The sequence below is a fragment of the Nocardiopsis sp. iso_238 genome (assembly GCF_056173325.1).
The window spans coordinates 6,167,506-6,192,748 of sequence record NZ_CM149668.1 but is presented as its reverse complement, the minus strand read 5'-3'; the positions used below and the strand labels follow the sequence as shown (position 1 = coordinate 6,192,748).

Below are 25,243 nucleotides of genomic sequence, written 5' to 3'. Positions count from 1 at the left end.
TGAATGGGACCGAGGCAGGGACACAGGGGAGTGATCACACCGTGAGCATCGCGCTGTACCGCAAGTACCGTCCCGCGACGTTCGGTGAGGTGCGCGGTCAGGAACACGTGACCGACCCGCTGCGCCAGGCGTTGCGCAGCGGACGCATCAACCACGCCTATCTCTTCAGTGGTCCGCGCGGCTGCGGCAAGACCACCAGCGCGCGCATCCTGGCCCGCTCCCTCAACTGCGAGCAGGGCCCGACCCCCGACCCGTGCGGCACCTGCGACTCCTGCGTGGCGCTCGCCCCCGACGGCGGCGGCAGCATCGACGTGATCGAGATCGACGCCGCCTCCCACGGTGGTGTCGACGACGCCCGCGACCTGCGGGAGCGCGCGTTCTTCTCGCCGGTCAACTCGCGGTACAAGATCTACATCATCGACGAGGCGCACATGGTGACCCGCGAGGGTTTCAACGCGCTCCTCAAGCTGGTGGAGGAACCCCCGCCGCACCTGAAGTTCGTGTTCGCCACGACCGAACCCGAGAAGGTCATCGGCACGATCCGTTCGCGGACCCACCACTACCCCTTCCGGCTCATCCCGCCGAGCACCCTCCGGGAGCTCATGGAGGACCTCCTCAAGCAGGAGGAGGTCTCCTACGACCCGTCCGCGCTGCCGCTGGTCGTGCGCGCGGGCGCCGGTTCGGCCCGGGACACCCTCTCGGTCCTGGACCAGCTCATCGCCGGTTCGGACGAGGGCGGTATCACCCGTGAGGGCGCCGTCTCCCTGCTCGGCTACACCGACTCCAGCCTGCTCGGTGAGATGGTCGACGCCCTGGGCGCCCGCGACGGGGCCGCCGCGTTCGGCCTGGTGGACCGGGTCGTGGAGGGCGGGCACGACCCGCGCCGCTTCACCACGGACCTGCTGGAGCGCTTCCGCGACCTCGTGGTGCTGGCCGCCGTCCCGGACGCCCTGGACAAGGGACTGGTGAACGTCTCGCCGGAGTCCGTGGAGCAGATGAAGGACCAGGCCGCCAGGTTGGGTCCGGCCACGCTGTCCCGGGCCGCCGAGATCCTCAACCAGGGGCTTACCGAGATGCGCGGCGCGACCGCGCCCCGGCTGCTGCTGGAGCTCATGTGCTCGCGCATCCTGCTGCCCGCCACCGACGGCGACCAGGGCACGGCGCTGCTGGCCCGCGTGGAGCAGATGGAGCGGCGACTGGCCTCCGGTGCGGTGGCCCCGGCCCCGGCCACGGCCGCGCCGGTGACACCCGCACCCGCGCCGGTCGCCCCCGCTCCGGCCCCGCAGGCGGCTCCGGCCCCCGCGCCGCAGGCCGCGCCGGTACCCGCTCCCGAGGCTCCCGCGCGCCCCAGCTCTCCCGAACCCGCGCCGAGCCCGGCGCCGAAGGCCGCCCCGAAGCCTCCCCAGGCCGCGACCGGTGAGCCCGAGGGGTGGGACGCCCCGCCGCGCAGCGCCCCCGCACCGGCCCCGCAGCGTCAGGCCCCCGCCGGTGGCGGCGGACTCGACCTGGGCCGGGTCCAGGGCGCCTGGCCCCAGATCCTGGAGGCGGTCAAGGGCCGCCGCCGGTTCACCTGGATGGTGCTGACCGGCGGCGACGTCCAGCCGGTCGGGGTCGAGGGCAACAGCGTGCTGCTGCGCTTCAACAAGCCCAACGAGGCCAAGGGGTTCAGTAACAGCGGCAGTGACCAGGTGGTGGCCGGCGCCATCCAGCAGGTCCTCGGGATCGAGGTCCGGGTGGCCCCCGCCACCGGCGGGGCACAGGCCGCGCCCCAGCGCCGAGCCGAGCCCGCACCGGCACCGGCGCCCACGCCGCAGGCCGCCGGTGAGCCCGAGGGGTGGGACGCCCCGGCCTCCCGGCCCGAACCGGCACGGCCCGCCGAACCGGCCCCCGCACCGGAGGCCCCGCGCCCCGAGCGTTCGGCCGGACCACCGCCGGACCGGATCGTCACCGGCCTCCAGGAGCCGCCGCCCGACCCCTACGAGGACGGCGCCTCGGCTCCGCCGCCGGACGACGGCGGTTTCGGCCGCCCCGCCCAGCGTGCTCCGGAGCGGGCGCCCGAGCCGAGCCGTCCGGCCCCGGGCGGCCCCGCCCCGAAGCCCCAGGGGGGCACGGGCGGTACCGCGGCTTCGGCTTCCCCGGGCAGTGGTGCCGCGCTCATCGAGACGGAGCTCGGCGGCAAGCTGCTGGAGGAGATCGAGCACAACGGCGAGGGTTAGCTCGGGACGGTTCCGGGTCCGGTCAGGGGCGCAGTCCGCGCAGGACGGTGTCCACGAGCCGGTCCACGTACTCGTGGGTGATCGGCGCGGTGCGCAGCAGCCACCGGTGGTTGACCGGGCCGTTGAGCAACTCCACGACGAGGTCGAGGTCGACGTCCCGCGCGAGCTGACCGGCGGCCTGCCCGGAGCGCAGCCGGTCCTTGACCGCCTCGCTGTTGGGTCGGACGAGCTGTTCGGTGACGGCCCGGGCGAACTCCTCGTCGTGCTGGACCTCGGCGGTGAAGGCCCGGGTGGTCCGGTCCATCGCGGGGTCGTTGAACTCGTCGACGGTGGCGCGGAGTACCGTCCTGAGGTCGGCGGCGAGGTCGCCGGTGTCGGGCAGCGGTTGACCGGCCTCGGCTCCGGTCAGGCGGGTGAAGACCTCGAAGACGACGGCGGCCTTGGACGGCCACCAGCGGTAGATGGTCTGCTTGCCCACCCGGGCGCGGGCGGCGATGGCCTCCATGGTGAGTCTGGAGTAGCCGACCTCACCCAGCAGTTCCTCGGCGGCGTCGACGATGGCGTTCTGCGCGCGTTGGCTCCGACGGCGGGGGTCCGGGGCCCGTCGGCTCTGTTCATCGGTGTTGTCGGCCATGTCTCCACGGTAACCGCTCCAAAATGACGAGACGTATCGTCTCGGCAGGGGTAGCATCAGGTGTGACGGCTAAGACGGGACGATATGTCTCGCCTGCCTGATGACGAGAGGAGTCAACGGCATGGCCAAGAACAGTGACAACCTCCTCGGGATGGGTGGTCAGCGCACCACCGTCTCCCGTTCCACGCTCCGTGGCGGCCAGGGCGGAACCAAGGGCGGGCCCAGCGACTCCGCGCGTGAGCAGAAGCAGGAACTCCTGCGCAGGCTTCGTGAGAAGCACGCCACCCCGGAGCCCGGGGACACCGAAGGCCGGTCGTGACCCTCGGCGTCGGCCCCCGCCCGAGAACGGTGGGGGCCGACCCGGCTCAGGGTGAACCGGCCGCCCAGGACCGCCCGTCCGGTGTGTCCAGCCACACCCGCTGCCCCCCGTCGGCTCCCACCGCCAGGCCGAACCGGTCCGGGCCGGGTTCCCCCAGGTCGGACCAGGTGGTCAGGGCCTCCTCCACCTCGTCCCAGATGCTCCTGGGGCCGCCCTGCTCGATCATCCACGAGGTGCCGTAGGGGTAGACCCGCACCCACGAGTCCCCCCGCGCGTCGCACAGCCACATGCCCGACCCCGTACCGATCCACCGCCGCCGCATCCGCCAGTCGGGGACCATCACCGAGACCGCGAAGGCCGAGGCGAAGGCCAGCATCGGGGCGACGGGGTCGACCTGGGTGAGCCGGTACTCGTCCGGCTGCTGACCGGCGTCCCTGGCCGGGAGGGGCGTCGCGTCCGGGGTGCGCAGGGGTACGAACCCCACGCCTCCGTGGAACCGGCCCACCGCCCTGACCCCGGCCGTCCCCGCATCCGTCGCGGCCCGTTCGAGGCGCATGAGCACCCCGGCGCTCTCCAGCAGCCCCCAGGGGCACACGACCAGCCCGTCGTCGGTGAGCTGGTCCAGCCAGGCGCCGGGCACGCGGCGCACCCCGCACGCGCTGACGATCCGGTCGAAGGGCGCCCCCTCCGCGTACCCGCCGTACCCGTCGGCCAGGCGCGTGTCGGGGGCGAGGCCCGCGTCGCGGAGCGCGCCCCGGGCGGCGCCGAGCAGCCGTTCGTCGATCTCCACCGAGGTGACCGCGCCGTCCCCGAGCCGGTGGGCGAGCAGCGCCGTGTTCCACCCCGTCCCCGTGCCGACCTCCAGCACCCGCTGCCCGTTCGCGAGCCGGGACAGCTCCAGCATGCGCGCGAGCACCGTGGGCGCGGAGCTGCACGAGGTGGCCGGATCCCGGCCGCCTCCGCGCTGCGCCGGTACCTCCGGACCCTCGACCCGGGTGACGATGGCGTTGTCCGCGTAGACGGCGGCCAACCAGCGGTCCGGGTTGCCGGAGGCGTTGAGCGCGCTGCCGTTCGCGGCGAGCGCTCCGTGCTCCGGGATGAACAGGTGGCGGGGCACGGAGCGGAAGGCGTCGACGAGTGCGGCGTCGGTCAGCGTGCCGTCCGCGATTATCGCCTCGATCAGAGCCGAGTTGCGCTCTCTGGCGGTCAACACGTCCTCAGTCCCCTGGTGGTCCGGCTGTCCTCGGTCGGGGTACGGCCGCCGGAGCGGCCGACCAGCCCCGTCGAACATCCTTTCAACCCAGGGTCACACTTGCGCTACTCTTCGCTCTCTTGCCTGGTGAAATCAGGTCAACGGTGCGACCAAGCGCGCGTTGTCCCGACGGGCCCCCGCCTGTTCGTACGCGGGGTAGTCCACGTAGCCCCGGGCGCCGGACGTGTAGTGGAAGTCCTTCTCCCTGATCACCGACCACGGGACCCCGGCCGCGAGCCGCTCCACCACGTCGGGGTTGGAGATGTAGGGGCGGCCCACCGACACGAGGTCGGCGCGCCCTCCGGCCACGAGCGCGGCGGCGCTCTCCGGGGTGGTGGCCTCGTGCTCGCCGGTGTTGCCCACCAGCGTGCCGGGCCAGTCCCGCCGCGCCTCGGCCAGTGCGGGGTGCACGGGGTCGGCCGTGACGTGCAGGTAGGCGAGGTCGAGCGGGGCCACCTGGCGCAGCAGCTCCCGGTAGACCGGGGCGGGATCGCGCTCGACCATCTCGAACTGGCTGTTGCCGGGGGAGAGCCGCAGCCCCACCCGGTCTGCGCCGACGGCGTCCGCGACCGCCTCGGTGACCTCCACGGGGAACCGGATCCGCCCGGCGGTCCCGCCGCCGTACGCGTCCGTGCGCCGGTTGGTGTTGTCCGCGAGGAACTGGTGCGGCAGGTACCCGTTGGCCCCGTGGATCTCGACCCCGTCGAACCCGGCCCGCACCGCCGCGCGCGCGGCCTCCGCGTACGCGGCCACGGTCCCGGTGATCTCCCGGAGGGTCAGCGCGCGCGGGGCGACCGGGGCCACCTTCCCGTCCAGCGTGTGGACGGGGTCCGTTCGCGGGACGACCGAGGGGGCCCCGGGGGTCCCGCCGTCGGGGCGGTTGGCCGGGTGGCCGCCCCGTCCGGCGTGCATGATCTGGGCGAAGATCCGCCCGCCCGCGGCATGCACGGCGCCGGTGACCCGCCGCCAACCCTCGACCTGCGCCTCCGAGTACAGGCCCGGTTCGGTGAGGAACTGCTGCCCGTCGACGCTGGGCGAGATCCCCTCGGAGACGATCAGGCCAGCGCTGGCGCGCTGGGCGTAGTAGGTGGCCATGAGCTCGCCGGGCACGCCGTCCCGGTCGGCGCGCAGGCGGGTCATCGGGGCCATGACCACCCGGTTGGGCAGGTGCAGCGACCCGAGTTCGTAGGTGTCGAGGAGCGGGTTGCCGTGGGTCTTCGCGGTGTTCATGTGAGGAGCGTAGAATCTGACACCCGTGTGAGGTTCAAGCGTTCGTGGCCAGGGTCACAGGGGAAGACGGGAGGCGCCCGTGCGCATCGGAGAGCTGTCCGCGCGGAGCGGGGTGAGCCCCCGTTCGCTGCGCTACTACGAGGAGCGGGGTCTGCTCGCCTCCACACGCACCGTGGGCGGGCACCGCGAGTACGGCGAGGAGGCCGTGGAGCGGGTGGACCGCGTCCGGTGCCTGCTCGGGGCCGGACTCTCCACCGAGGTCATCCGTGATCTGCTGCCCTGCGTGTACGCGCGGGAACGCGGCGAACCCGCCCCGGACCTGCTCGACTGGCTCAGGCTCGAACGCGACCGGGTCACCGGGGCGATCCGGGGGCTGGAACGCACCCGCGAGGCCCTGGACCAGGTGATCGAGAACGCCCGCGTCTCCCCGCCCGACGTCCGGGCGAACGGCCCCCGGGCCGCCGCGCGTGACCGGGACGCCGGTGCGCGCGACCGGGGCGCCGGCGGACGTGGCCGGGACGCCCCGGTCGGACCGGTTACCCTCACAGGCAAGTGACACGAAGCTATGAACAGCACCACGTGTGTGGCGAGGAGACGGCCGTGAACCCTGGCGGAATGGACATGCAGGCCCTGCTCCAGCAGGCCCAGCAGATGCAGCAGCAGCTGGCACAGGCCCAGCAGGCCCTGGAGGAGGCCGAGGTCGTGGGCACCTCCGGCGGCGGCCTGGTCAAGGTCAAGCTGAGCGGGCGCGGTCAGGTCGAGGACATCACCGTCGACCCCAAGGCCGTGGACCCCACCGACGCGGAGGAGACCGCGCAGACCGTGGCGGACCTGGTCCTGGCGGCCATCCGTGACGCGGAGGCCCAGGTCGAGCGCCTCCAGCAGGAGAAGATGGGCCCGCTGGCCGAGGGCCTGGGCGGCGGCGGGATGCCCGGCGGCATGCCCGGCCTCCCCGGCTTCTAGCCGCCCGGGGCACCTTCCCGGTGCCCTCCGGGGATCCCGCGCGGGATCCCCGGAACCCCTCACGGTCGCCGCGTCGCCGCTCCGGTACCGCCAGTCGGCACGGGAGCGGCGACGGACCCCGGCGGCTTTTCCACGACGCGGTCGGGAGACGGGCGCGAGAGGTCACCGCCCCCCGATACGGTGGGGGGAGGGGCAGGAGTGGCCCCGCCGGGCCCCTGCCCGGTTCCGACCGAGTGGGTAGGCATGTACGAGGGCGCGGTTCAGAGTCTGATCGACGAGCTGGGGCGACTGCCCGGCGTCGGTCCGAAGAGCGCGCAACGCATCGCCTTCCACCTGCTGTCCGCGGAACACGCGGATGTCAAACGCCTGGTCAACGCACTCGTCGAGGTCAAGGAGCGGGTTCGCTTCTGCTCGATCTGCGGCAACGTCGCAGAGGAGACCGAGTGCCGTATCTGCCGTGACGCCCGCCGCGACGCCGCTGTCATCTGCGTCGTCGAGGAGTCCAAGGACGTCGTCGCCATCGAACGCACCCGCGAGTTCCGCGGGCGCTACCACGTGCTCGGGGGCGCCATCAGCCCCATCGAGGGCGTGGGCCCCGACGACCTCCGGGTCAAGGAGCTCATGACCCGCCTGGCCGACGGTCAGATCACCGAGCTGATCCTGGCGACCGACCCGAACCTGGAAGGGGAGGCCACCGCGACCTACCTGGCGCGGCTGGTCAAACCCATGGGCCTGAAAGTCACCCGGCTCGCCAGCGGGCTCCCCGTCGGCGGCGACCTCGAGTACGCCGACGAGGTCACTCTGGGGCGCGCCTTCGAGGGCCGCCGCAGCCTGGAGTTCTAGCTCACACTTCGCCGTAATCGGCCCGAAATATGAGTAACCTCCGCTCTGGCGGGTAGCCCGAACGCCGGTGTGTCAAGACGCCACGCCCTCCCCTCCGCAGGTCGGAAGGGGTGCCTTGGTCGTCGCTGGCTACACTTCATTGTTAATTGTCTTGATCCCAACTCCTCAGGAGCATCGATCGTGGCCCTAATCGTGCAGAAGTACGGTGGGTCTTCCGTGGCTGACGCGGAAGCCATCAAGCGAGTAGCCCAAAGGATCGTGGCTCAGAAAAAGGCGGGACATGACGTCGTGGTCGTGGTCTCGGCCATGGGCGACACGACCGACGAACTGCTGGACCTGGCCGAACAGGTCTCCCCGATGCCCCCCGCCCGCGAGCTCGACATGCTCGTCACCGCGGGTGAGCGCATGTCGATGGCCCTCGTGGCGATGGCCATCGAGAACCTGGGCTACGAGGCCCGATCCTTCACCGGCTCCCAGGCCGGGGTCATCACCACGTCGTTGCACGGCAACGCCAAGATCATCGACGTGACCCCGGGCCGTATCCAGGAGGCCATCGGTGAGGGTTCGATCTGCATCGTGGCCGGTTTCCAGGGCGTCTCCCAGGACACCAAGGACATCACCTCCCTGGGCCGTGGCGGTTCCGACACCACCGCCGTCGCTCTCGCCGGCGCGCTGAACGCCGACGCCTGCGAGATCTACAGCGACGTGGACGGCGTGTTCACCGCCGACCCGCGCGTCGTTCCCTCCGCGCAGCGCATCCCGCAGATCTCCTACGAGGAGATGCTGGAGATGGCCGCCAGCGGCACGAAGATCCTGCACCTGCGCTGCGTCGAGTACGCGCGCCAGTACAACATTCCCCTGCACGTCCGTTCGTCGTTCAGCCAGAAGCCCGGAACGTGGATCGTTTCGGAAGTCGAGGAAAGCGAAGGCATGGAACAGCCGATCATCTCCGGGGTCTCCCACGACCGGAGCGAAGCCAAGATCACCGTCGTCGGCGTCCCCGACAAGGTCGGTGAGGCCGCGACGATCTTCAAGTCGCTCGCGGACGCCGAGATCAACATCGACATGATCGTGCAGAACGTGTCGGCGGTCTCCACCTCCCGCACGGACATCTCGTTCACCGTCCCCAAGGACTTCGGCAAGGAGGCGGTCGGCGCCCTGAAGAAGGTCCAGGAGCAGGTCGGCTACGACTCCCTGCGCTACGACGACAAGATCGGCAAGGTCTCCCTGATCGGTGCGGGCATGCGCTCGTACCCGGGCGTCACCGCGCGGTTCTTCGACGCGATCGCCTCCTCCGGCACCAACGTCGAGATGATCTCCACCTCGGAGATCCGCATCTCGGTCATCGTCGAGGAGGACCAGGTCGACGCGGCGGTCCAGGCCGCGCACAGCGAGTTCCAGCTCGACGCCGACCAGGTCGAGGCTGTCGTCTACGGAGGTACCGGCCGATGAGCAACCGTCTTCCCACCCTGGCCATCGTCGGTGCCACCGGCGCCGTCGGCACCGTCATGCTCGACATCCTCACCCAGCGTGAGAACGTGTGGGGCGAGATCCGGCTGGTCGCCTCGGCGCGCAGCGCGGGCAAGGTCCTGAGCGTGCGCGGCGAGGACGTCGTCGTGCAGGCGCTGGCCCCCGAGGTCTTCGACGGCGTGGACGTCGCCATGTTCGACGTGCCGGACGAGGTGTCCAAGGAGTGGGCGCCGATCGCCGCGGCCCGCGGCGCGGTGGCCGTCGACAACTCCGGCGCCTTCCGCCTGGACTCCGACGTCCCGCTGGTGGTTCCCGAGGTCAACGCGGACCAGGTGCGCAACCGTCCGCGCGGCATCATCTCGAACCCGAACTGCACCACCCTCTCGATGATCGTGGCGATCGGTGCGCTGCACCGGACCTACGGCGTCAAGGAGCTCGTGGTCTCCTCCTACCAGGCCGCCTCCGGCGCCGGCCAGGAGGGCATCGACGTCCTGCGCGACCAGATGGCCAAGGCCGGCGGGGACCGCACCCTCGGTGACAGCTCGGGCGACATGCGCTCGGCCGTCGACGAGCTCGGCCCCTTCCCGGCGCCGCTGGCCTACAACGTCGTGCCGTGGGCGGGTTCGCTCAAGGACGACGGCTGGTCCTCCGAGGAGCTGAAGGTCCGCAACGAGTCCCGCAAGATCCTGGGGCTGCCGGACCTGAAGGTCTCCGCGACCTGCGTGCGCGTCCCGGTCATCACCACGCACTCGCTGGTGGTCCACGCGACCTTCGACAGTGAGGTCGCCGCCGACGACGCCCGCAAGCTGCTGGCCGGTGCCGAGGGCGTCAAGGTCGTGGACGACCCCGCCAAGGGCGAGTTCCCGACCCCGAACGACGTCGTGGGCACCGACCCGACCTGGGTCGGCCGCATCCGGCAGTCGATCGACGACCCGAAGTCGCTCGACCTCTTCCTGTGCGGGGACAACCTGCGCAAGGGCGCGGCGCTGAACACGGCGCAGATCGCCGAGGTCGTCGCCAAGGAGTTCACCCAGGCCTGAGCCGTCACCGAAGGGCGGTGGCCCGTTCCCTCGCGGAACGGGCCACCGCCCTTCGGCGTGCCTACCGGCGGCCCCGGGGCCGGGCCAGTGACAACTTGTAGAGGAGTCGACACTGCTCGACCGAGCCGATGAGGTCGGAGGTCTCGACCGGGCGGTCGCCGCAGTAGTGGGTGCGTTCGACGACCAGGACCGGCACCCCGGGGGCGGAGTCCAGGAGGGCGGCCTCGGAGTCGCGCAGCGCGCGGACCCCCACCTCCTCCACGACCCGGTCCACGGGGAACCCGGCGGCGCCCAACCGTTCCAGGGTGCCGGTCTCGGTGGCGTCGAAGGGTGTGCGCAGGGTCCCGGCGGTGAGGATCGCCGGTTCCCAGGACCGGTGCAGGGTGACCGGACGGTCGGAGGAGAGCCCCCGCGAGGTGGTGCGGTACACCGGGTCGCCGTCGCGCAGGCGGAGCCGGGTGCTCAGCGGGGCGGTGCACCGCTCCTGCTCGGTGCTGACCCGTTCACGGCTGAGTTGTCCCAGGCCGGAGCCGGAGGTGGCGTCGGTCCGGGAGAGCCGGAAGGTCTCCGGGACGGTCCGCACGAAGTACCCGGAGCCGGGCCTGGCCTCGACCAGCCCCTCGGTGACCAGGAGGCGCAGAGCGGTGCGGGAGATCTGTTCGCTGACCCGGTAGGACCGGGCCAGGCGCGTGCGTGACGGGAGACGGGTGCCCGGGGTGATCTCGCCGTTGAGGATCGGTTCGCGGAGCTGTTCGGCCAGCCACAGATACCGGGGTTGCCTGGACACCGCTCACCCGTCCTCTGCCGCGCCCCTGCTCGGAGGGGTGGCTCTGGCCGGACGCGCGGATCGGTGGTCACGGGTGGCCGTGCGGTCACCGTCGCCGGTGCCGACCGCGGGCCGGAGGGAGGGAGTGGACCTGCCAGTTCGCCGAAGCTCGCCCATGGTTCCAGTAAAGCAGTGGGAAAGCCCGGCGGGGGGCGCTACCGGAAAGTAGTCGTCCGGAAGCCCTGCGGAACCACGGATTCGGAGGTGCGTTGGCAGATGCGAGGAAACGCCCGAAAGCGTCGGAATGCGCGTGACTGATCGCCACCAAATACTACGCTATGTGACCAGGGAGTCACTTCTTGCTTGGGGGAGTCATGATCACGAACCTGTCGGAGCTCGCTGATCGAGTGAGCCTGTCGCAGATGGACAGCGGCGAACGCACCTTCGCCTGGATGAGCGGCATCACCGGTGTCCTCTTCCTCCTCGTGTTCCTCGCCGTCGCCGTGCTGGTGATCACCGCCGTCATCTCGACCCTGGCCAACGGCGACACCACCGGCGGGGGCAAGCTCCTGTGGATCCTCTTCATCCTGTGGATCCCGCTGTTCGGCGCGGTCGCCTGGTTCGTGGTCGGCAAGAAGGGGCACCTCAACCGCTTCCTGGGCATCGACAAGGGCAAGGCCCGGCACACCGTCCCGGGCAGCATCGGGCAGCACAGCAACATCCCACCCGACCAGACCGGCCTCGGCCACGCCTGACCGCACGCGAAGGGGCCCCGGGTGATCCCGGGGCCCCTTCGCGTCGTCCACAGCCTGTGGACAAGTTTCCCTGTCGACTTGTCGACGGGATCAGCCCTGGAAGCAGGGGCCGGGCTCCATCACCGTCTCCAGGGCCGCGTACCGCCCCTCCGGGCTCCGGACCAGGCGGCGCAGCCCGGTCACCGCCGAGCGGGGGATCGGCCCGTACACATGGGGGAAGAGCACGTCCGCGCCGACACCGGGCGGCGGGACGGGCGCGGCCGCCTCCCACCGCACCTCGGCGCCCACCTTCTCCGTGTCCACCACCAGCACGACCAGCGCCTCCTCCGGGGCGGAGTAGAAGGCGTCGGCCACCGCCAGCATGGTGGCCTCGTCGGGCGACGCGTGCAGGAACCCCTCGGCGCCCAGGGAGTCGGCCTCGACGTCACCGTCGGCGCGCCAGCGTGAGAGTTCGGTCAGGTGCAGTACATGAGCCATGCAGCGGACGCTACCGCGTCATCCCCGGACGCGCGTGGACCAGGGGTTCCCGGACACGTCGCGGGAACGACGGACGCCCCGGCCGGGGACTCGGGCCGGGGCGTCGCGTACGGGGGTGCTACAGGATGATCCGCATGGGCTCTTCCAGGATCTCCGCGAGCTCCTTGAGGAAGGCGGCGCCCACGGCCCCGTCGACCGCGCGGTGGTCCACGGACAGCTCCAGGGCGATGCGGTTGCGCACCGCCACCTCACCGTCCACGACCACGGCCTCCGGGCGCATGGCGCCGACCGCGAGGATGGCGGCCTCCGGCGGGTTGATCACGGCGGAGAAGCTGTCGATACCGAACATGCCCAGGTTGGACACGCTGAAGGTACCGCCGCTCATCTCCTGCGGCTTCAGCTTGTTGTCCCGGGCCTTGCCCGCGAGCTCACGCGTGCGCGTGGAGATCTCGGACAGGGTCGCCTTGTCGGTGTCGTGCAGCACCGGCACGACCAGCCCGGCGTCCACGGCGACGGCCACGCCGACGTTGGTCCGGTGGTGCTGGACCAGGGTGTCGTTGACCCAGGAGGTGTTGACCTCCGGGTGCAGCTTGAGCGCGGTGGCGCAGGCCTTCACGATCAGGTCGTTGAAGCTGACCTTCACGCCCGTGCTGGACAGCTGCTCGTTGATCTGTCCCCGGAAGGCCTTGAGGGCCTCGGCGTCGATCGAGCGGCGCAGGTAGAAGTGCGGGACCGTCTGCTTGCTCTCGGTCAGACGGCGCGCGATCACCTTGCGCACGTTGCTCGTCCTGACCTCCTCGGAGCCCCGGACGTCGTCCTGGGTCGGGGCGGCCTGGGCGGCGGGCGCGGGGGCGCTCGGCGCGGGGGCGCTCGGCGCGGGGGCGGCCGGGGCCTCCTGGGCGGCGGCACCGTCCTTGGCGGCCTCGATGTCGGCGCGCACGATCCGGCCCTTGGGACCGGAACCCTGGATCTTCGTGATGTCCAGGCCGTACTCCTTGGCCAGCCTGCGGGCCAGGGGGGAGGTCCGGGGACGCTCACCGGCGGGCTCGTCGGCGGCGGGGGCGGGCGCGGCGGCGGCCTGCTCCTCCTCCTTCGGCTCCTCCTTGGGGGCCTCGGTGGCCGGGGCGGCGGGCGCGGCCGCCTCCTCGGGCACCGCGTCCGGGGAGTCCGCGATGAAACCGATGACCTCACCGATGGGCACGGTGTCGCCCTCGGAGAAGTTCTGCTTGACGAGGAAACCGTCCTCGTAGGCCTCGAACTCCATGACGGCCTTGTCGGTCTCGATCTCGACCAGCACGTCACCGGAGGCGACCTTGTCCCCCACCTTCTTGACCCAGGTGGAGATGACGCCCTCCTCCATGGTGTCGGAGAGGCGGGGCATGTGGATCTCGCTCATTGACTACTCCCTCTACCCGACCCGTTTGCCGACGGCGCTCAGGGTTTCCTTGATCGCGGTGCTGATCGACTCGACCGACGGCAGGGCGGCGGTCTCCAGCGGCTTGGCGTACGGCATGGGAACCTCGGCCATGGCCACCCGGCGCACCGGGGCGTCCAGGTAGTCGAAGGCCCCCTCCTGGATCGACGCGGCGATCTCCGCGCCGATGCCGTAGGTGAGCCAGTCGTCCTCGCAGATCACCGCGGCACCGGTCTTCTTGACCGAGTCCACGAAGGTCTGCCGGTCGAGGGGACGCAGGCTGCGCAGGTTCACGACCTCGACGCTGATGTCCTCCTCGGCCAGCTTCTCGGCCACCTGGGTGGCGACCATGGCCATCCGGGAGTAGCCGATCAGCGTGATGTCGCTGCCCTCGCGGGTCACGGCGGCACGGCCGATGGTGGCGACGTTGTCGTTCTCCGGCTCCGCGTAGTCCTCGGGCACCTCACCCTTGGAGTTGTACAGGCCCAGGTTCTCCAGGAACAGCACCGGGTCGTCGTCGCGGATCGCGGCGCGCAGCATCGAGGAGGCCTCGGCCGGGGTGCTGGGAGCCATCACCTTGAGGCCGGGGATGAAGGAGTAGAACAGCTCGATGTTCTGCGAGTGCGTGGCGCCGAGCTGCTGACCGCCGCCACCGGGGGTGCGGATGACCAGGGGGACGCTGGTCTGGCCGCCGAACATCCCGTAGATCTTGGCGGCGTGGTTGATGATCTGGTCGATGGCGATCAGCGAGAAGTTGATCGTCATGAGCTCCACGACCGGGCGCAGGCCCAGCATGGCGGCGCCGACGGCGGCGCCGACGAAGCCCTCCTCCGCGATGGGGGTGTCCTTGACCCGGCGGGGGCCGAACTCCTTGAGGAGCCCCTCGGTGATCTTGTAGGAGCCCTCGAAGACGCCGATCTCCTCGCCGATCACGAGGACGTTCTCGTCACGCACCATCTCGGCGCGCAGGGTGTCGCGCAGGGCCTGGCGATAGGTGATCACGGACATGTGAGTGGTTCCTTCCTATTCCGCGAACACCGGGTCGGCGGGCATACGCCGCGACTCGTTCGGCACCGGGGTGGCGTAGGTGTAGTCGAAGAGCGTGGACACGTCCGGCTTCGGGCTGTTCTCCGCGAAGTCGGCGGCCTCCGTGACCTCGGCCTTGACCGAGGCGGCGATCTCGTCGCGCAGGTCGTCGGTGAGGATCCCGGCCTTGGCCAGCTGGGCGTCGAAGATCACGATCGGGTCGTTCTCCTCGGCGCGGGCCGACTCGCGCTGCTCGTCGGTGCGGTACTTGGCCGGGTCCACGACGGAGTGGCCCTTCTGCCGGTAGCTCCAGGCCTCCAGCAGGAACGGGGTCTGCTCCTCGCGGGCGCGCTCGACCAGTCGGGTGGCGGTGTCGCGGACGGCCAGGACGTCACGGCCGTCGACGCGCTCACCCTCGATGCGGAAGGCGGCGCCGCGCTTGTACAGCTCGGGCTCGGCGGAGGACATCTCCACGGTGGTGCCCATGCCGGTGAAGTTGTTGATCACCACGAAGACGACCGGCAGGTTCCACAGCTTGGCGATGTTGAGGGACTCGTGCCAGGCGCCGATGTTGGTGGTGCCGTCGCCCATCTGGCACATGACGACCTCGTCGCCGCCGCGGTAGGTGACGGCGAGCGCCGCACCGGTGGCCAGGGGGAGCTGACCGCCGACGATGCCGTAGCCGCCGAGCATGCGGGTCTCGGTGTCGTACATGTGCATGGAGCCGCCCCAGCCCTTGGACACGCCGTCGACGCGTCCGTAGAGCTCGGCCATGACCCGCTTGGGGTCCATGCCCTTGCCGATCGCGTACCCGTGGTCACGGTAGTTCGTGAACAGGTAGTCGCGCTCCTGGAGGGCGGTCATCAGACCGACGACGGTGGCTTCCTCGCCGAGGTTGAGGTGGCAGTAACCGCCGACGCGGGCCTGGGTGTAGGCCTGTCCGGTGCGCTCCTCGAAGCGTCGGATGAAGAGCATCTGGCGGTAGTAGTCGAGGAGGGTCTCCGGCTTCTCGTTGCCGATGCCGGAGTCCTTCCGGGTCCGGCGTCGGGACGCGGAGGCCCGGGCGGTGCCGCCCTTCGGCTTGGCCGTGTCAGCCATGGTGTGCCTTTCTACGTGCGCGGAGGCCGCGCGACTCCGTCCTGTGGGTCGGAGACGCGGCCCGCCCGGACCCCGCTGTCAGGCGTGGTCCCGGCGCGTGCCGCCGCCGGGCTCATCGGCGGCGACACTGTGGCTGTTGCGGGGCGCGTCCGGTCGGGCCTGGCGGGGCCCGGGTGCGGACGCGAAGCGAATCGGGTCGCGTGTGCAGTTGTCGCGCCGCGACCCTTGACGGCATTGCTTCCCGGTCTGGGGTGCGGTAAGCATCCGCCGGGAGGTCGGCCGAGTTCGTTCACCGGCCGGATGAACAACCCCGTGCCACCAGGGGGCACGCGCGTGTGTGATGTGACGTGCGTCGCGCACACTCTACGGTCTGATCGATGATCGATCAATACAACTTTAAGCCAGAAACCCGAAGTTTGGTGCAAACCACCAGGTGGTCGCAGGAGCCGCCCAGGTGGGAAGGAAGGGGGCGGGGCGGGGAAACCCCGCACCCGGTGGCGGAACGCGGCTAGCGACTGCCCTCGTGGGTCCGCAGCGCCGCCTCGACGTAGTTCATGACGTGGTCGCTGAGCATCTGTCCGACGGCGGGGTCGCCCTCGCGGAAGGCCCGCGTGATCTGCGCGTGGTCGGCGGCCTTGGCGTGCAGCTCCATGTTGAGCCAGCGCACCGACAGCGCCGTCCACACCTCGACGCCCAGGGACTCCCAGGTGTGCAGCAGCACGCTGTTGTCCGCCGCCCGCACGACCTCGCGGTGGAACTCCACGCTGTGCCGGATCTGCTCCGTGACGTTCCCCTCGGCGGTGGCGCGCTGGAGCGCCTCCACCTCGCGTTCCAGGACGGAGGGGTCCTCCGCGAGGCGCGGCGCGGCCAACTGTGCGGCGACCAGCTCTAGACCGGCGCGGACGGGGTAGATCTCCGCCATGTCCTGGACTCCGAAGGCCCTGACCCGGGCCCCCTTGTTCGGCACGGTCTCGATGAGCCGCAGCGTCTCCAGCTCGCGGAGCGCCTCACGGACCGGTGCCTGGCTGACCTTCAGCTCCGTGGCGATCCGGCGTTCCACGATGCGCTCTCCGGGCTGCCAGCGTCCGGACAGCAGACCCTCGACCAGTACCTGCCGGATCTGTTCCCTCAGCGGCTCACGGGCCAGCTTCGAGGGGTCCTCCGGCAACTGTGGGAGGTCGACCATCCAGGGCCCTTCCGTCTTCCGACCCGTGCGCGACCAGCACACGTGCCGACACACTCCAGCGTCTGACAAGCTCCTTGAAGGGTGCCACACGCGCACGTGTCCGCCGGACGGTCGGCCTCGAAGCGCTAACGGAACCCTCACGAACCGGTCGCGTGCGGGTGAAGCGCGCCGGTCGTCGACGTGGGCTTCCGGCAAAGTCCGAGGTGGAAGGGTCACACTTGACCCGGGAACCCACCAATGAGGGCGACTGTCCGGGTAGGCTCGCGTGTTGGCAATATCCACCCAAAGCCGTACGGAGAGTTACCCACGTCACGGTGATGGCCCGACGAGAGCGCCCTGACCTGCGCTGACCGAAGCAATCGCGGTAACGAGCGCCCACACAGACGCCACTGTCGACCAGTTCCGTTCCCTGGACGTCGAGCCTGCCGGCGGCCGGTCACGACCACCGTGAACCAGTCCGAAGGTTCGACCGTCGAACGGGGTGTAAGGGGTATGCCCCCGGTACGTCACCACACTCCGTGTCGGCCCCCGGGCACGTCAGGATCAGTCCCAACAACCGCGGCTAGCCCGTCCCCCACGCCTCAAGCAGTGCCACAGGCAAGCCCACGACGTGTGAGACAGCACTGAGCACATGACGCAATCTTCGCGGACCCGGCACGCGTGGTCCAGACAGTTGACAACGCCACACGAACCGGAGCGGCGCAAGCCGGAACCCGGACCCTACAGCGGCCCGATCCCCGTGGTGCCGAGCAAGGAGCTCGCGCCGGGGCCGCCCGTCGTGCGCGCGGTCAGGTGGCCGAGTGTGAGCGAGATCGCGTGGGGGCTGGCCTCCGACCGCATCGCGATCATGCTCTTCGTGGCCCTCATCGTCATGACGATGCTGGCCGCGGGACCGCTGCATCCGGTCGACAACCTCCTCAACGAACTCCCCCGGCCCTACTGGGACACGCTGCGCGAGCCGATGATCTTCTGGCCGGACAACGTGGCCTCCCGTTACGTGGCGCTGCCGGTCCTGGGCGTCACCACGCTCCAGCTGGCCTACTGGCACCGCAGCTGGCGGCCGATCATCCTGGGGGCGGGCGGCGTCTTCGGGATGATGTCCCTGGTCTCCGTGATGAAGCTGCTGTTCAACCGGGGCCACGCCAAGTACTACGACCCGGACTTCTTCGCGGGGGCGGGCAACGTCGCCTTCCCCTCCGGGCACGGGGCCAACGCGATCCTCATCTACGGTCTGGTGCTGTTCCTCATCATCCGGTTCGGCGCCGCGCGGCCCCACATCATCCGGCGGTTGGCCTACTGCATCGTGGGCATCGCGCTCCTCCAGTCGACCGTCTCGATCTACCTGCACTTCCACTGGTTCACGGACCTGCTGGCCGGGATGATCGCGGGCGGGTTCGCGCTCAGGCTCACGATCCGCCTGGACCGGATGATCCCGCACGGCCACACCGTGCAGTGGTGGCCCTGGTACGGCAGGGAGACCGAGACCGCCTCCTAGGGCGAGACCAGACCGCCTCCTGGACCGAGACCGCCTCCTGGGACCAGCCCCCGGAAGAACACCCGTCGAGACGCTCGGCGGGTGTTCTTCGCGTTCGGACCCGGTTCGGAATACCCCGTAGGGGTATATGTGTCATGGGAGACGCGCGAACAACGCGGACGTCCGTGGTCGGGAGGCCCCGGGCGTGCAGGGTCGGAGCAGAGAGGGGTCGACATGACGACGCATCAACACGGTGACGACGACGGCCGCGCGCACGAGGGGAACGCCGACCACGGGGACCAGGGCGGCCACAACGGTCACGGAGGCCATGGCGGTCACGGCGGTCACGGGGACCACGCGGCGATGTTCCGCACCCGGTTCTGGTGGAGCCTGCTCCTGAGCGTGCCCGTGGTGTTCACCAGCCACATGATCTCCGGGTGGCTCGGCTACGACGTCCCCCAGGCCCTCACCTGGGTGCCCCCGCTCCTGGGCACCGTGGTCTTCCTCTACGGCGGCTGGCCGTTCCTCGCCGGCGTCCCCGGTGAGCTGCGCGAACGCAGGCCCGGGATGATGACCCTGGTCGCGATGGCGATCTCCGTCGCCTTCGTCGCGAGCCTGCTCTCCACCTTCGGGGTGGTCGGCATGGAGCTCGACTTCTGGTGGGAGCTGGTCCTGCTGGTCGTGGTGATGCTCCTCGGCCACTGGCTGGAGATGCGCGCCCTGGGGCAGGCCTCCGGGGCGTTGGAGGCCCTGGCCGCCCTGCTGCCGGACCGCGCCGAACGGGTCGGTCCCGACGGCGGGATCGAGGAGGTCCCCGCCGCCGAACTGCGCACGGGCGACACCGTCCTGGTCCGCTCCGGCGGCCGGGTCCCCGCCGACGGCACCGTCGTCCAGGGGTCCGCCGCCGTCGACGAGTCCATGATCACCGGGGAGTCCCGCACCGTCACCCGTGCCGAGGACGACCGGGTGGTCGCCGGGACGGTCGCCACCGACTCCGCCCTGCGGGTCCGCGTGGACGCGGTCGGGGACGACACCACCCTCGCGGGCATCCAACGCCTGGTCAGCGAGGCCCAAGAGTCGAAGTCGCGCTCACAGGCACTGGCCGACCGCGCGGCCGCGCTGCTGTTCTGGTTCGCCCTCGCCGCGGCCGTGGTCACCGCGGCCGTGTGGGGTCTGGTCCTCGGAGAGGGCAGCCAGGCCGTCGAACGGACCGTCACGGTGCTGGTCATCGCCTGCCCCCACGCGCTGGGGCTGGCCATCCCGCTGGTCATCGCGATCTCCACGACCCTGTCGGCGCGCAACGGCATCCTGGTCAAGGATCGGCTGTCGCTGGAGCGGACCCGGCTCGTGGACACGGTGCTCTTCGACAAGACCGGAACCCTGACCAGGGGAGCCCCGGCGGTCGGTGACTCCGCGGCCGTCGACGGGTGGACCGACGAACGGGTCCTGGCCCTGGCCGGGGCGGTCGAGGCCGACTCCGAGCACCCGCTGGCCAGGGCGATCGTCCGGGCCGCCCGGGAGCGGGGGCCGGTGCCCGAGGCCACGGACTTCCGCTCGCTGACCGGACACGGCGTCCGGGCGGTCGTGGACGGTGCCGAGGCCCATGTGGGCGGGCCCGCGCTCCTGGACTCCCTGGGCGTCACGGAACCCACTGAACTGGTCGAACGCACCGGGTTCTGGCGCGACCGGGGCGCCACCGTCCTGCACCTCGTGGTGGACGGGTCCGTGGTCGGGGCGATCTCCCTGGCCGACGAGGTCCGCCCCGAGTCCGCGTCGGCCGTCCGCCAGCTCCAGGAGCAGGGGGTGCGCGTGGCGATGGTGACCGGTGACGCCCGCAACGTCGCCGACGCCGTCGCCACCGAACTCGGCCTGGACGAGGTGTTCGCGCAGGTGCTGCCGGACCAGAAGGACGCGGTGGTCCGCGACCTCCAGGAACGGGGCCACCGGGTCGCCATGGTCGGTGACGGGGTGAACGACGCTCCCGCCCTGGCCCGGGCGGACGTGGGTGTCGCGATCGGCGCCGGGACCGACGTGGCCATCGAGTCCGCCGGGGTGGTGCTGGCCTCCGACGACCCGCGCGGTGTGGTGTCGGTCCGGAGGCTGTCCCGGGCGGGCTACCGGAAGATGGTCCAGAACCTGGTCTGGGCCGCCGGGTACAACGTCGCGGCGGTTCCGCTGGCCGCCGGGGTGCTGGCCCCGGTCGGCATCGTGCTCGCCCCGGCGGTGGGCGCCGTGCTGATGAGCCTGTCCACGATCATCGTGGCGCTCAACGCCCAACTGCTCCGGCGTCTGGACCTGCGTCCCGCCGACTGACCGGGCGCGGTCCGGAACCGCCCCTCCGGAAAGAGTGGAACCCCTGCCGGTCTGGACCTGCGGGGGACCGGGTGTCACCATTGTGGTGCCGCGGACTCCCTCTTGTAGCGGGAGAGGGCCCGCGGGAACAAGGCCGCCGCCCCGACCGGTTACGGGGCGGCGGCCGCTCCGCGCGACCGGTCGGGGCGGTCACGAAGCGGGTGCCGGATGTTTCACGTGAAACACCCGGCACCGGTCGGTCAGTCGCCCGCCAACGCCCTCTCCGGGCGCCGCACGGGGGCGGGGTGGTCCATGCAGTGGCCCATCGCCCGGTGCCAGCGGTTCCCGCGCAGGTCAGGTTCGAGGGCGGCCAGCGCGGCGGCGTACTTGCTGAACCGGGCCTCCCGCACCCCGAGCGCGTGCAGTCGCCGCTCCGTCGCGGTCAGCCCGCCCCGGGTCTTGACCTCCAGCAGCACCACGTTCGGGCGCATCCGCACCTCCCAGTCGCCCCGGTAGCCCACCAGGTCGTGGTCGATCGTCACCCGCTCCTCGCCGGACAGGGCCACGACGGTGGTCCGCCGGTAGTCGGTCACCGCCGAGGGCAGCAGGACGTCCGGCGGAGAGAGGCGACAACGGGTCAGCGACCGGTCGAGGAAGTCGCGGGTCCGCCAGGTCAGGCGGTCCACGGGGGAGCCCGGGGGCAGTTCGACGCGCACCTTGTCGGTGATCCCGCGCGCCCCCTTCAGCTTCACCTCGAACATCGTCGTTCCGGTGTCCACGTAGGAGCGGGTGCGCACCTTGTAGCGCAGCCGCCGCCCCTGCCGGTGGTCGTGGAAGGTCCGCAGCTCCGGGGTGTCCAGGTAGGTGGACGAGTACAGGAACGACGTCCGGCCGTCGATCTCCAGCACCCCGAAGGCGCTCTCGGCGCCGTCGAACAGGGCGGGCACCAGGTCGGCGGGGAGCAGGTACTTGCGGCAGGTGCGGGTGACGAGGGCGGCGCGCTCGTTGATCTCGGCCAGGGAGACCGGGTGCAGCCGGTCCAGCCCGGGCGGCGCCGCGGCGGGGGAGAGGGTGGGGGTGGGGGAGGGGAGTCTCAACGTCCACCCCGCATGGAGGCCAGCGGCTGGCGGCGTCCGGCGGGACGCCCCGGGACCTCGGTCGGCTTCGGTTCCTGGAAACGCACGTCCACCACCATGAGGTCGCGTACGTAGTCCACCTCGGTGACGTCCACGTGCCGCACCCGGCCGCGCAGCCGCCGCTCCAGGTCCTGCCGGAGCGCCAACGGGTCCTCGTGCACCACGTCCAGGGTCATGACCCGGCGCTGGGTGCGGGCCAGCAGCTTCGGGTGCCCGGCCACGTACAGGGAGGACAGCAGGAGCGCGTTCAGGCCGAGCAGCAGCCACGGCGCCGGAGCGGCCACCGCGTTCACCAGGCCGAGGGCGATCGCGATGAAGTAGTAGCCGATCTCCCCCTGGCTGATGAGGTCGGAGCGCAGCCGCAGGATCGACAGCACGCCGAACAGTCCGAAGCCGACCGCCAGGCCGACCTCCTGCTGGGCCAGCATCGACACGACCGCGAAGATACCGACGTTGAGCGCCACGTAGGCGAGCACCAGGTCCCGCCGGCCGTGCCTGCGGAAGTAGAGGACGTAGGACAACAACGTGATCGCGGTCAGGTCGACCGCAAGTGCGAACCAGAACATGTCGACCATAGTGGGCAGCCCCGGTGAGGCGATCATGAGCGCCGCATGAGGGAACCCTCATGTTCGGCCGAGGCTCCCGCACAGGCGTCCCGACCCCGGACGCACGAGGGCCGACCGGCCGAGGAGCTCGGCAGGTCGGCCCACGGGGCGGTCACCTCAGCCGGTCAGCCGGTACCCCATGCCCCGCACCGTGAGGATGCGCTCCGGGCCCACCTTGCGGCGCAGCGCCCGCACGAACACGTCCACCACGTTGGACCCGGGGTCGTAGTCGTAGCCCCACACGTGCGACAGCATCTGCTGACGGGTCATCACCTGCCCCTGGTGCCGCATGAGCAGTTCCAACAGTGCGAACTCCCGGGCGGTGAGGTCCACCGAGTCCTCGCCCACCGCCACCCGGCGGGTCCGCAGGTCCAGGCGGAGCCCGCCCGCGTGCAGCACCGTCAGGTCCGGGGCGCGCTCCGTGCGCATCCGCAGCCGGACCCTGGCCAGCAGCTCCTCGAACCGGAACGGCTTGGTGACGTAGTCGTCCGCGCCGATCTCCAGGCCCGTCACGGTGTCCCGCACCCCGTCCCGGGCGGTCAGGATCACCACGGGGACGTCCACCCCCAGGGCGCGCACCCTGCGGAGCACGTCGAACCCGTCGGTGTCCGGGAGTCCGAGGTCCAGCAGCATGAGGTCGAAGCCGCCGGTGACGGCGTAGTCGACCGCCTCCGCCCCGGTGCCCACCACCGTGGTGGTGAACCCACTGGCGGTCAGTCCCTTCTGGACGAAGGAGGCGATCCGCTCCTCGTCCTCGACGATGAGTACACGGCTCACAGGTGTTCCCTTCCGACGCGGCCGTCAACGGGGGTCAGGGGGATGACGAGGGTGAAGGTGGAGCCCGCGCCGGGCGCCGAGACCAGGTCCACCCGGCCGTGGTGCGCCTCCGCGATGGCGCGGACGATGGCCAGGCCCAGCCCGGCGCCCCGGTCGCCGCGCTCGGTGCGGCCGCCCCGGGAGAAGCGCTCGAAGATGCGGCCGTGCTCCACGGCGGGGATGCCGGGGCCGTGGTCGGCCACCCACAGGCGCACCTCGGAGCCGCTGACGCGCGAACCGGTGCGCAGGGTGGACCCGGGGGCGGTGTGCCGTACGGCGTTGGCGGCCAGCTGCACCATCGCCTGGGTGACGCGCTGGGGGTCCAGGCGCACGGTCTCCTCCGCCAGCGACTCCAGCCGCCAGTCGCGGTCCCCAAGCTGGCGCACCTTGGCGTCGATGTCGCTGCTGAGCTCGGCCAGGGAGACGGGTTCGGCGCGGACGAAGTCGGGCTGCTGAGCCTTGGCGAGCAGCAGCAGGTCCTCCACGATCCGGCCCATCCGGTCCAGCTCGTCGGTGACCAGCCGGACCACCTCGCGGCGCTCCTCGGGGTCGTCGCCCATGAGCTCCAGGTGGCCGCGCACGATCGTGATGGGGGTGCGCAGCTCGTGCCCGGCGTCGTCGACGAACCTGCGCTGCTCGGTGAAGGCGCCCTCCAACCGGTCCAGCATGCTGTTGAACTGCTCGGCCAGCGCCGCGATGTCGTCCCGTCCGGACACCTCGATCCGCTGGGTGAGGTCCTCCTCGGAGATCTGGGCGGCGGTCTGCCGGACCAGCCGGACGGGGGCGAGGATACGGCCCGCCACCCACCAGGCGGCGGTGGCGGCGGCGAGCAGTCCGACCACGCTGACCAGGGCGAGGGTGCCCATGGTCCCGGCGGAGGTGTCGTCGTCGTGGGCGGTGAAGTAGCCGATCACGAACCAGCCCGCCGGGCCGCCGTCGCCCTCCGGGGGCAGCGCGCGGATCTTCTCCCACTCGACCGGACCGGCGGGGGTCTCCAGGACGCCCCGGGCGTCGGGGGTGTCCAGGACCGCCTCGACCATCTCGGGGTCGGCGGACAGGTCGTACGGGGGCTCCTGCCCCTGCCGGATGCGGCCGGTGACGGTCTCGGCCGATCCCCGGTTTCCACGGGAGGCCGACCCCTCGGCGCCCGTCGCGTCCGACTCCGGCTCGTCGACCCAGCCGAAGAGGATCTCGGAGTCCTCGGGGAACTGGCGCTCCAGGTGGACCCGGATGAGGGAGGAGACGTCGGTGAAGGCGGTTCCGGTGCCGGGGTCGACCCCCACCGCCGCGAACTCCTGGAACTCCGCGATCTCCTGGTCCAGGGCGCGGTCCACCCGCTCGTCGGTCCGTGCGGTCAGCGCGCTCCACGTGACCACGTTGACCAGCACGAGGACGCCGGCCATGAGCAGGACCACCCACGCCATGATGAGCAGACGGGCGGGCACCCGGCGGCGCTGGGGGAGTTCGGGCTGGGGGCCGCGCAGCACGAGGGTCGGGAACACGGAGGTGCCGCCCGAGGAGGGGGACCCTCCCGGGGGCGGTGCGTCGTACGCGGGGTCCACGGGTCTGGACCGGCCCGGCGGGACGTTGACGGTGGTGGCGTCGGGATCGGCCGGTCCGTCCGAGCCGTCCGCCCCCCGCTGACGGTCAGTCGTCATCGTCGTCGTCCCCGTTCTCGTACCGCCCGCTCATGCAGGACTCCCACCAGAGCTCCCACTGCTCCTCGCCCCAGGTCTCGTGCCCGGAGCCCCCGTCGAGGCAGTCGAAGGGGAAGCCGGTCGGCGGCTCGGGCGAGGGGCTGGGTGAGGGCTCGGGCTCGGGCGAGGGATCCTCGGAGCCCTCTCCGTCCCGGTCGGTGACCGGGGGAGGAGGGCTGACCACACCGTCGTCGGGGTCGGCGGAGGCGGCGGCCTCGGGGGATTCGCCGAGCACCACCTCGGAGGCGACCCCGGGGTCGGGGTCGCGCAGGAACAGCGCCCACAGCAGGGCGGCGACCGAGACGGCGACGAATGTCAGCGCCCCGACCGCCAGCGGCACCAGAGGTGATCTCATGAGGTCGAGCTTCCCCGAGAGAGACGGCGTCCTGATGAAGCGGACATGAGGAAGTCTTCATTCTCGCAGGTGCGTGGGGACTCGACCGCTCGCACCCAGACCGGCGCCGCGGGTGCCGACGGGACTCCCCGCACACGGAGGCGGAGGGCCCTCGTTCGAGGACCCTCCGCCGTTGACAC

At 71.3% G+C, this 25,243-nt stretch carries 24 protein-coding genes; 10 read left to right on the top strand and 14 right to left on the bottom strand.

What is annotated here, in order from left to right; genetic code table 11:
* Positions 1-41 precede the first annotated feature (41 nt).
* Positions 42-2,216 (top strand): DNA polymerase III subunit gamma and tau, encoded by a 2,175-nt coding sequence (locus AC0VYL_RS27785; RefSeq protein WP_475481933.1) that lies wholly within the window; start codon positions 42-44, stop codon positions 2,214-2,216.
* A 22-nt stretch (positions 2,217-2,238) separates the two neighbouring features.
* Here the strand turns inward: AC0VYL_RS27785 and AC0VYL_RS27780 are convergent, their stop codons facing one another.
* Entirely contained in the window at positions 2,239-2,850 is a 612-nt protein-coding gene (locus AC0VYL_RS27780) for a TetR/AcrR family transcriptional regulator (RefSeq protein WP_475457471.1), read from the bottom strand.
* A gap of 121 nt (positions 2,851-2,971) precedes the next feature.
* On the opposite strand from AC0VYL_RS27780, the gene AC0VYL_RS27775 reads away from it, so the two are divergent.
* Positions 2,972-3,169: a DUF6243 family protein gene (locus AC0VYL_RS27775; RefSeq protein WP_475481932.1), complete on the top strand. Its 198-nt coding sequence runs from the start codon at positions 2,972-2,974 to the stop codon at positions 3,167-3,169.
* Between the two features lie 46 nt (positions 3,170-3,215).
* Here AC0VYL_RS27775 and AC0VYL_RS27770 read toward each other — a convergent pair whose 3' ends face one another.
* A complete protein-coding gene (locus AC0VYL_RS27770) occupies positions 3,216-4,379 on the bottom strand; it encodes a methyltransferase domain-containing protein (RefSeq protein ID WP_475463291.1) in 1,164 nt (387 codons plus the stop codon).
* A gap of 135 nt (positions 4,380-4,514) precedes the next feature.
* Positions 4,515-5,651, bottom strand: a complete 1,137-nt coding sequence (locus AC0VYL_RS27765) for an alkene reductase (RefSeq protein ID WP_475481930.1) — start codon at positions 5,649-5,651, stop codon at positions 4,515-4,517.
* Positions 5,652-5,730: 79 nt separating this feature from the next.
* On the opposite strand from AC0VYL_RS27765, the gene AC0VYL_RS27760 reads away from it, so the two are divergent.
* The 5 genes from AC0VYL_RS27760 (at position 5,731) to AC0VYL_RS27740 (ending at position 9,967) form a co-directional block, all read left to right on the top strand.
* Positions 5,731-6,207: a MerR family transcriptional regulator gene (locus AC0VYL_RS27760; protein WP_475481929.1), complete on the top strand. Its 477-nt coding sequence runs from the start codon at positions 5,731-5,733 to the stop codon at positions 6,205-6,207.
* 59 nt (positions 6,208-6,266) lie between these two features.
* Positions 6,267-6,614 (top strand): YbaB/EbfC family nucleoid-associated protein, encoded by a 348-nt coding sequence (locus AC0VYL_RS27755; RefSeq protein ID WP_378736166.1) that lies wholly within the window; start codon positions 6,267-6,269, stop codon positions 6,612-6,614.
* Between the two features lie 243 nt (positions 6,615-6,857).
* Positions 6,858-7,457, top strand: a complete 600-nt coding sequence (recR, locus tag AC0VYL_RS27750) for a recombination mediator RecR (RefSeq protein WP_475457463.1) — start codon at positions 6,858-6,860, stop codon at positions 7,455-7,457.
* Between the two features lie 180 nt (positions 7,458-7,637).
* Positions 7,638-8,909: an aspartate kinase gene (locus AC0VYL_RS27745; protein ID WP_475457460.1), complete on the top strand. Its 1,272-nt coding sequence runs from the start codon at positions 7,638-7,640 to the stop codon at positions 8,907-8,909.
* A complete protein-coding gene (locus AC0VYL_RS27740; RefSeq protein WP_475457458.1) occupies positions 8,906-9,967 on the top strand; it encodes an aspartate-semialdehyde dehydrogenase in 1,062 nt (353 codons plus the stop codon). The genes AC0VYL_RS27745 and AC0VYL_RS27740 overlap by 4 nt, the downstream gene beginning before the upstream one ends.
* 61 nt (positions 9,968-10,028) lie before the next feature.
* Here AC0VYL_RS27740 and AC0VYL_RS27735 read toward each other — a convergent pair whose 3' ends face one another.
* Positions 10,029-10,754 (bottom strand): GntR family transcriptional regulator, encoded by a 726-nt coding sequence (locus AC0VYL_RS27735; protein WP_475457456.1) that lies wholly within the window; start codon positions 10,752-10,754, stop codon positions 10,029-10,031.
* A 353-nt stretch (positions 10,755-11,107) separates the two neighbouring features.
* On the opposite strand from AC0VYL_RS27735, the gene AC0VYL_RS27730 reads away from it, so the two are divergent.
* Entirely contained in the window at positions 11,108-11,488 is a 381-nt protein-coding gene (locus tag AC0VYL_RS27730; RefSeq protein ID WP_475457454.1) for a PLD nuclease N-terminal domain-containing protein, read from the top strand.
* A 90-nt stretch (positions 11,489-11,578) separates the two neighbouring features.
* Here AC0VYL_RS27730 and AC0VYL_RS27725 read toward each other — a convergent pair whose 3' ends face one another.
* The 5 genes from AC0VYL_RS27725 to AC0VYL_RS27705 form a co-directional block, all read right to left on the bottom strand.
* Positions 11,579-11,965: a DUF952 domain-containing protein gene (locus AC0VYL_RS27725; protein WP_475457452.1), complete on the bottom strand. Its 387-nt coding sequence runs from the start codon at positions 11,963-11,965 to the stop codon at positions 11,579-11,581.
* Positions 11,966-12,083: 118 nt separating this feature from the next.
* On the bottom strand, positions 12,084-13,361 hold the full coding sequence (locus AC0VYL_RS27720) for a dihydrolipoamide acetyltransferase family protein (RefSeq protein ID WP_475481928.1): 1,278 nt from the start codon (positions 13,359-13,361) through the stop codon (positions 12,084-12,086).
* Positions 13,362-13,373: 12 nt separating this feature from the next.
* Positions 13,374-14,387, bottom strand: coding sequence for an alpha-ketoacid dehydrogenase subunit beta (locus AC0VYL_RS27715; RefSeq protein WP_378735515.1), 1,014 nt, complete (start codon positions 14,385-14,387; stop codon positions 13,374-13,376).
* Positions 14,388-14,402: 15 nt separating this feature from the next.
* Entirely contained in the window at positions 14,403-15,503 is a 1,101-nt protein-coding gene (pdhA, locus tag AC0VYL_RS27710; protein ID WP_378735517.1) for a pyruvate dehydrogenase (acetyl-transferring) E1 component subunit alpha, read from the bottom strand.
* Between the two features lie 508 nt (positions 15,504-16,011).
* Positions 16,012-16,689: a GntR family transcriptional regulator gene (locus AC0VYL_RS27705; protein WP_378735519.1), complete on the bottom strand. Its 678-nt coding sequence runs from the start codon at positions 16,687-16,689 to the stop codon at positions 16,012-16,014.
* Positions 16,690-17,467: 778 nt separating this feature from the next.
* On the opposite strand from AC0VYL_RS27705, the gene AC0VYL_RS27700 reads away from it, so the two are divergent.
* Both AC0VYL_RS27700 and AC0VYL_RS27695 read left to right on the top strand, forming a co-directional pair.
* Positions 17,468-18,184 (top strand): phosphatase PAP2 family protein, encoded by a 717-nt coding sequence (locus AC0VYL_RS27700; protein WP_475463289.1) that lies wholly within the window; start codon positions 17,468-17,470, stop codon positions 18,182-18,184.
* A gap of 342 nt (positions 18,185-18,526) precedes the next feature.
* A complete protein-coding gene (locus AC0VYL_RS27695; protein WP_475463287.1) occupies positions 18,527-20,476 on the top strand; it encodes a heavy metal translocating P-type ATPase in 1,950 nt (649 codons plus the stop codon).
* Positions 20,477-20,715: 239 nt separating this feature from the next.
* Here the strand turns inward: AC0VYL_RS27695 and AC0VYL_RS27690 are convergent, their stop codons facing one another.
* From AC0VYL_RS27690 to AC0VYL_RS27670, 5 genes are all read right to left on the bottom strand, one after another.
* Entirely contained in the window at positions 20,716-21,552 is an 837-nt protein-coding gene (locus AC0VYL_RS27690; RefSeq protein WP_475481927.1) for a polyphosphate polymerase domain-containing protein, read from the bottom strand.
* Entirely contained in the window at positions 21,549-22,157 is a 609-nt protein-coding gene (locus AC0VYL_RS27685; RefSeq protein ID WP_475457443.1) for a DUF4956 domain-containing protein, read from the bottom strand. Before AC0VYL_RS27685 ends, AC0VYL_RS27690 begins: the two co-directional genes overlap by 4 nt.
* A gap of 156 nt (positions 22,158-22,313) precedes the next feature.
* Complete coding sequence (locus tag AC0VYL_RS27680; RefSeq protein WP_378735522.1) at positions 22,314-22,973, bottom strand: response regulator transcription factor; 660 nt, start codon at positions 22,971-22,973, stop codon at positions 22,314-22,316.
* On the bottom strand, positions 22,970-24,670 hold the full coding sequence (locus AC0VYL_RS27675; RefSeq protein ID WP_475481926.1) for a sensor histidine kinase: 1,701 nt from the start codon (positions 24,668-24,670) through the stop codon (positions 22,970-22,972). Before AC0VYL_RS27675 ends, AC0VYL_RS27680 begins: the two co-directional genes overlap by 4 nt.
* Positions 24,660-25,064, bottom strand: coding sequence for a hypothetical protein (locus tag AC0VYL_RS27670; protein WP_475481925.1), 405 nt, complete (start codon positions 25,062-25,064; stop codon positions 24,660-24,662). Before AC0VYL_RS27670 ends, AC0VYL_RS27675 begins: the two co-directional genes overlap by 11 nt.
* Between the last annotated feature and the right edge of the window lie 179 nt (positions 25,065-25,243).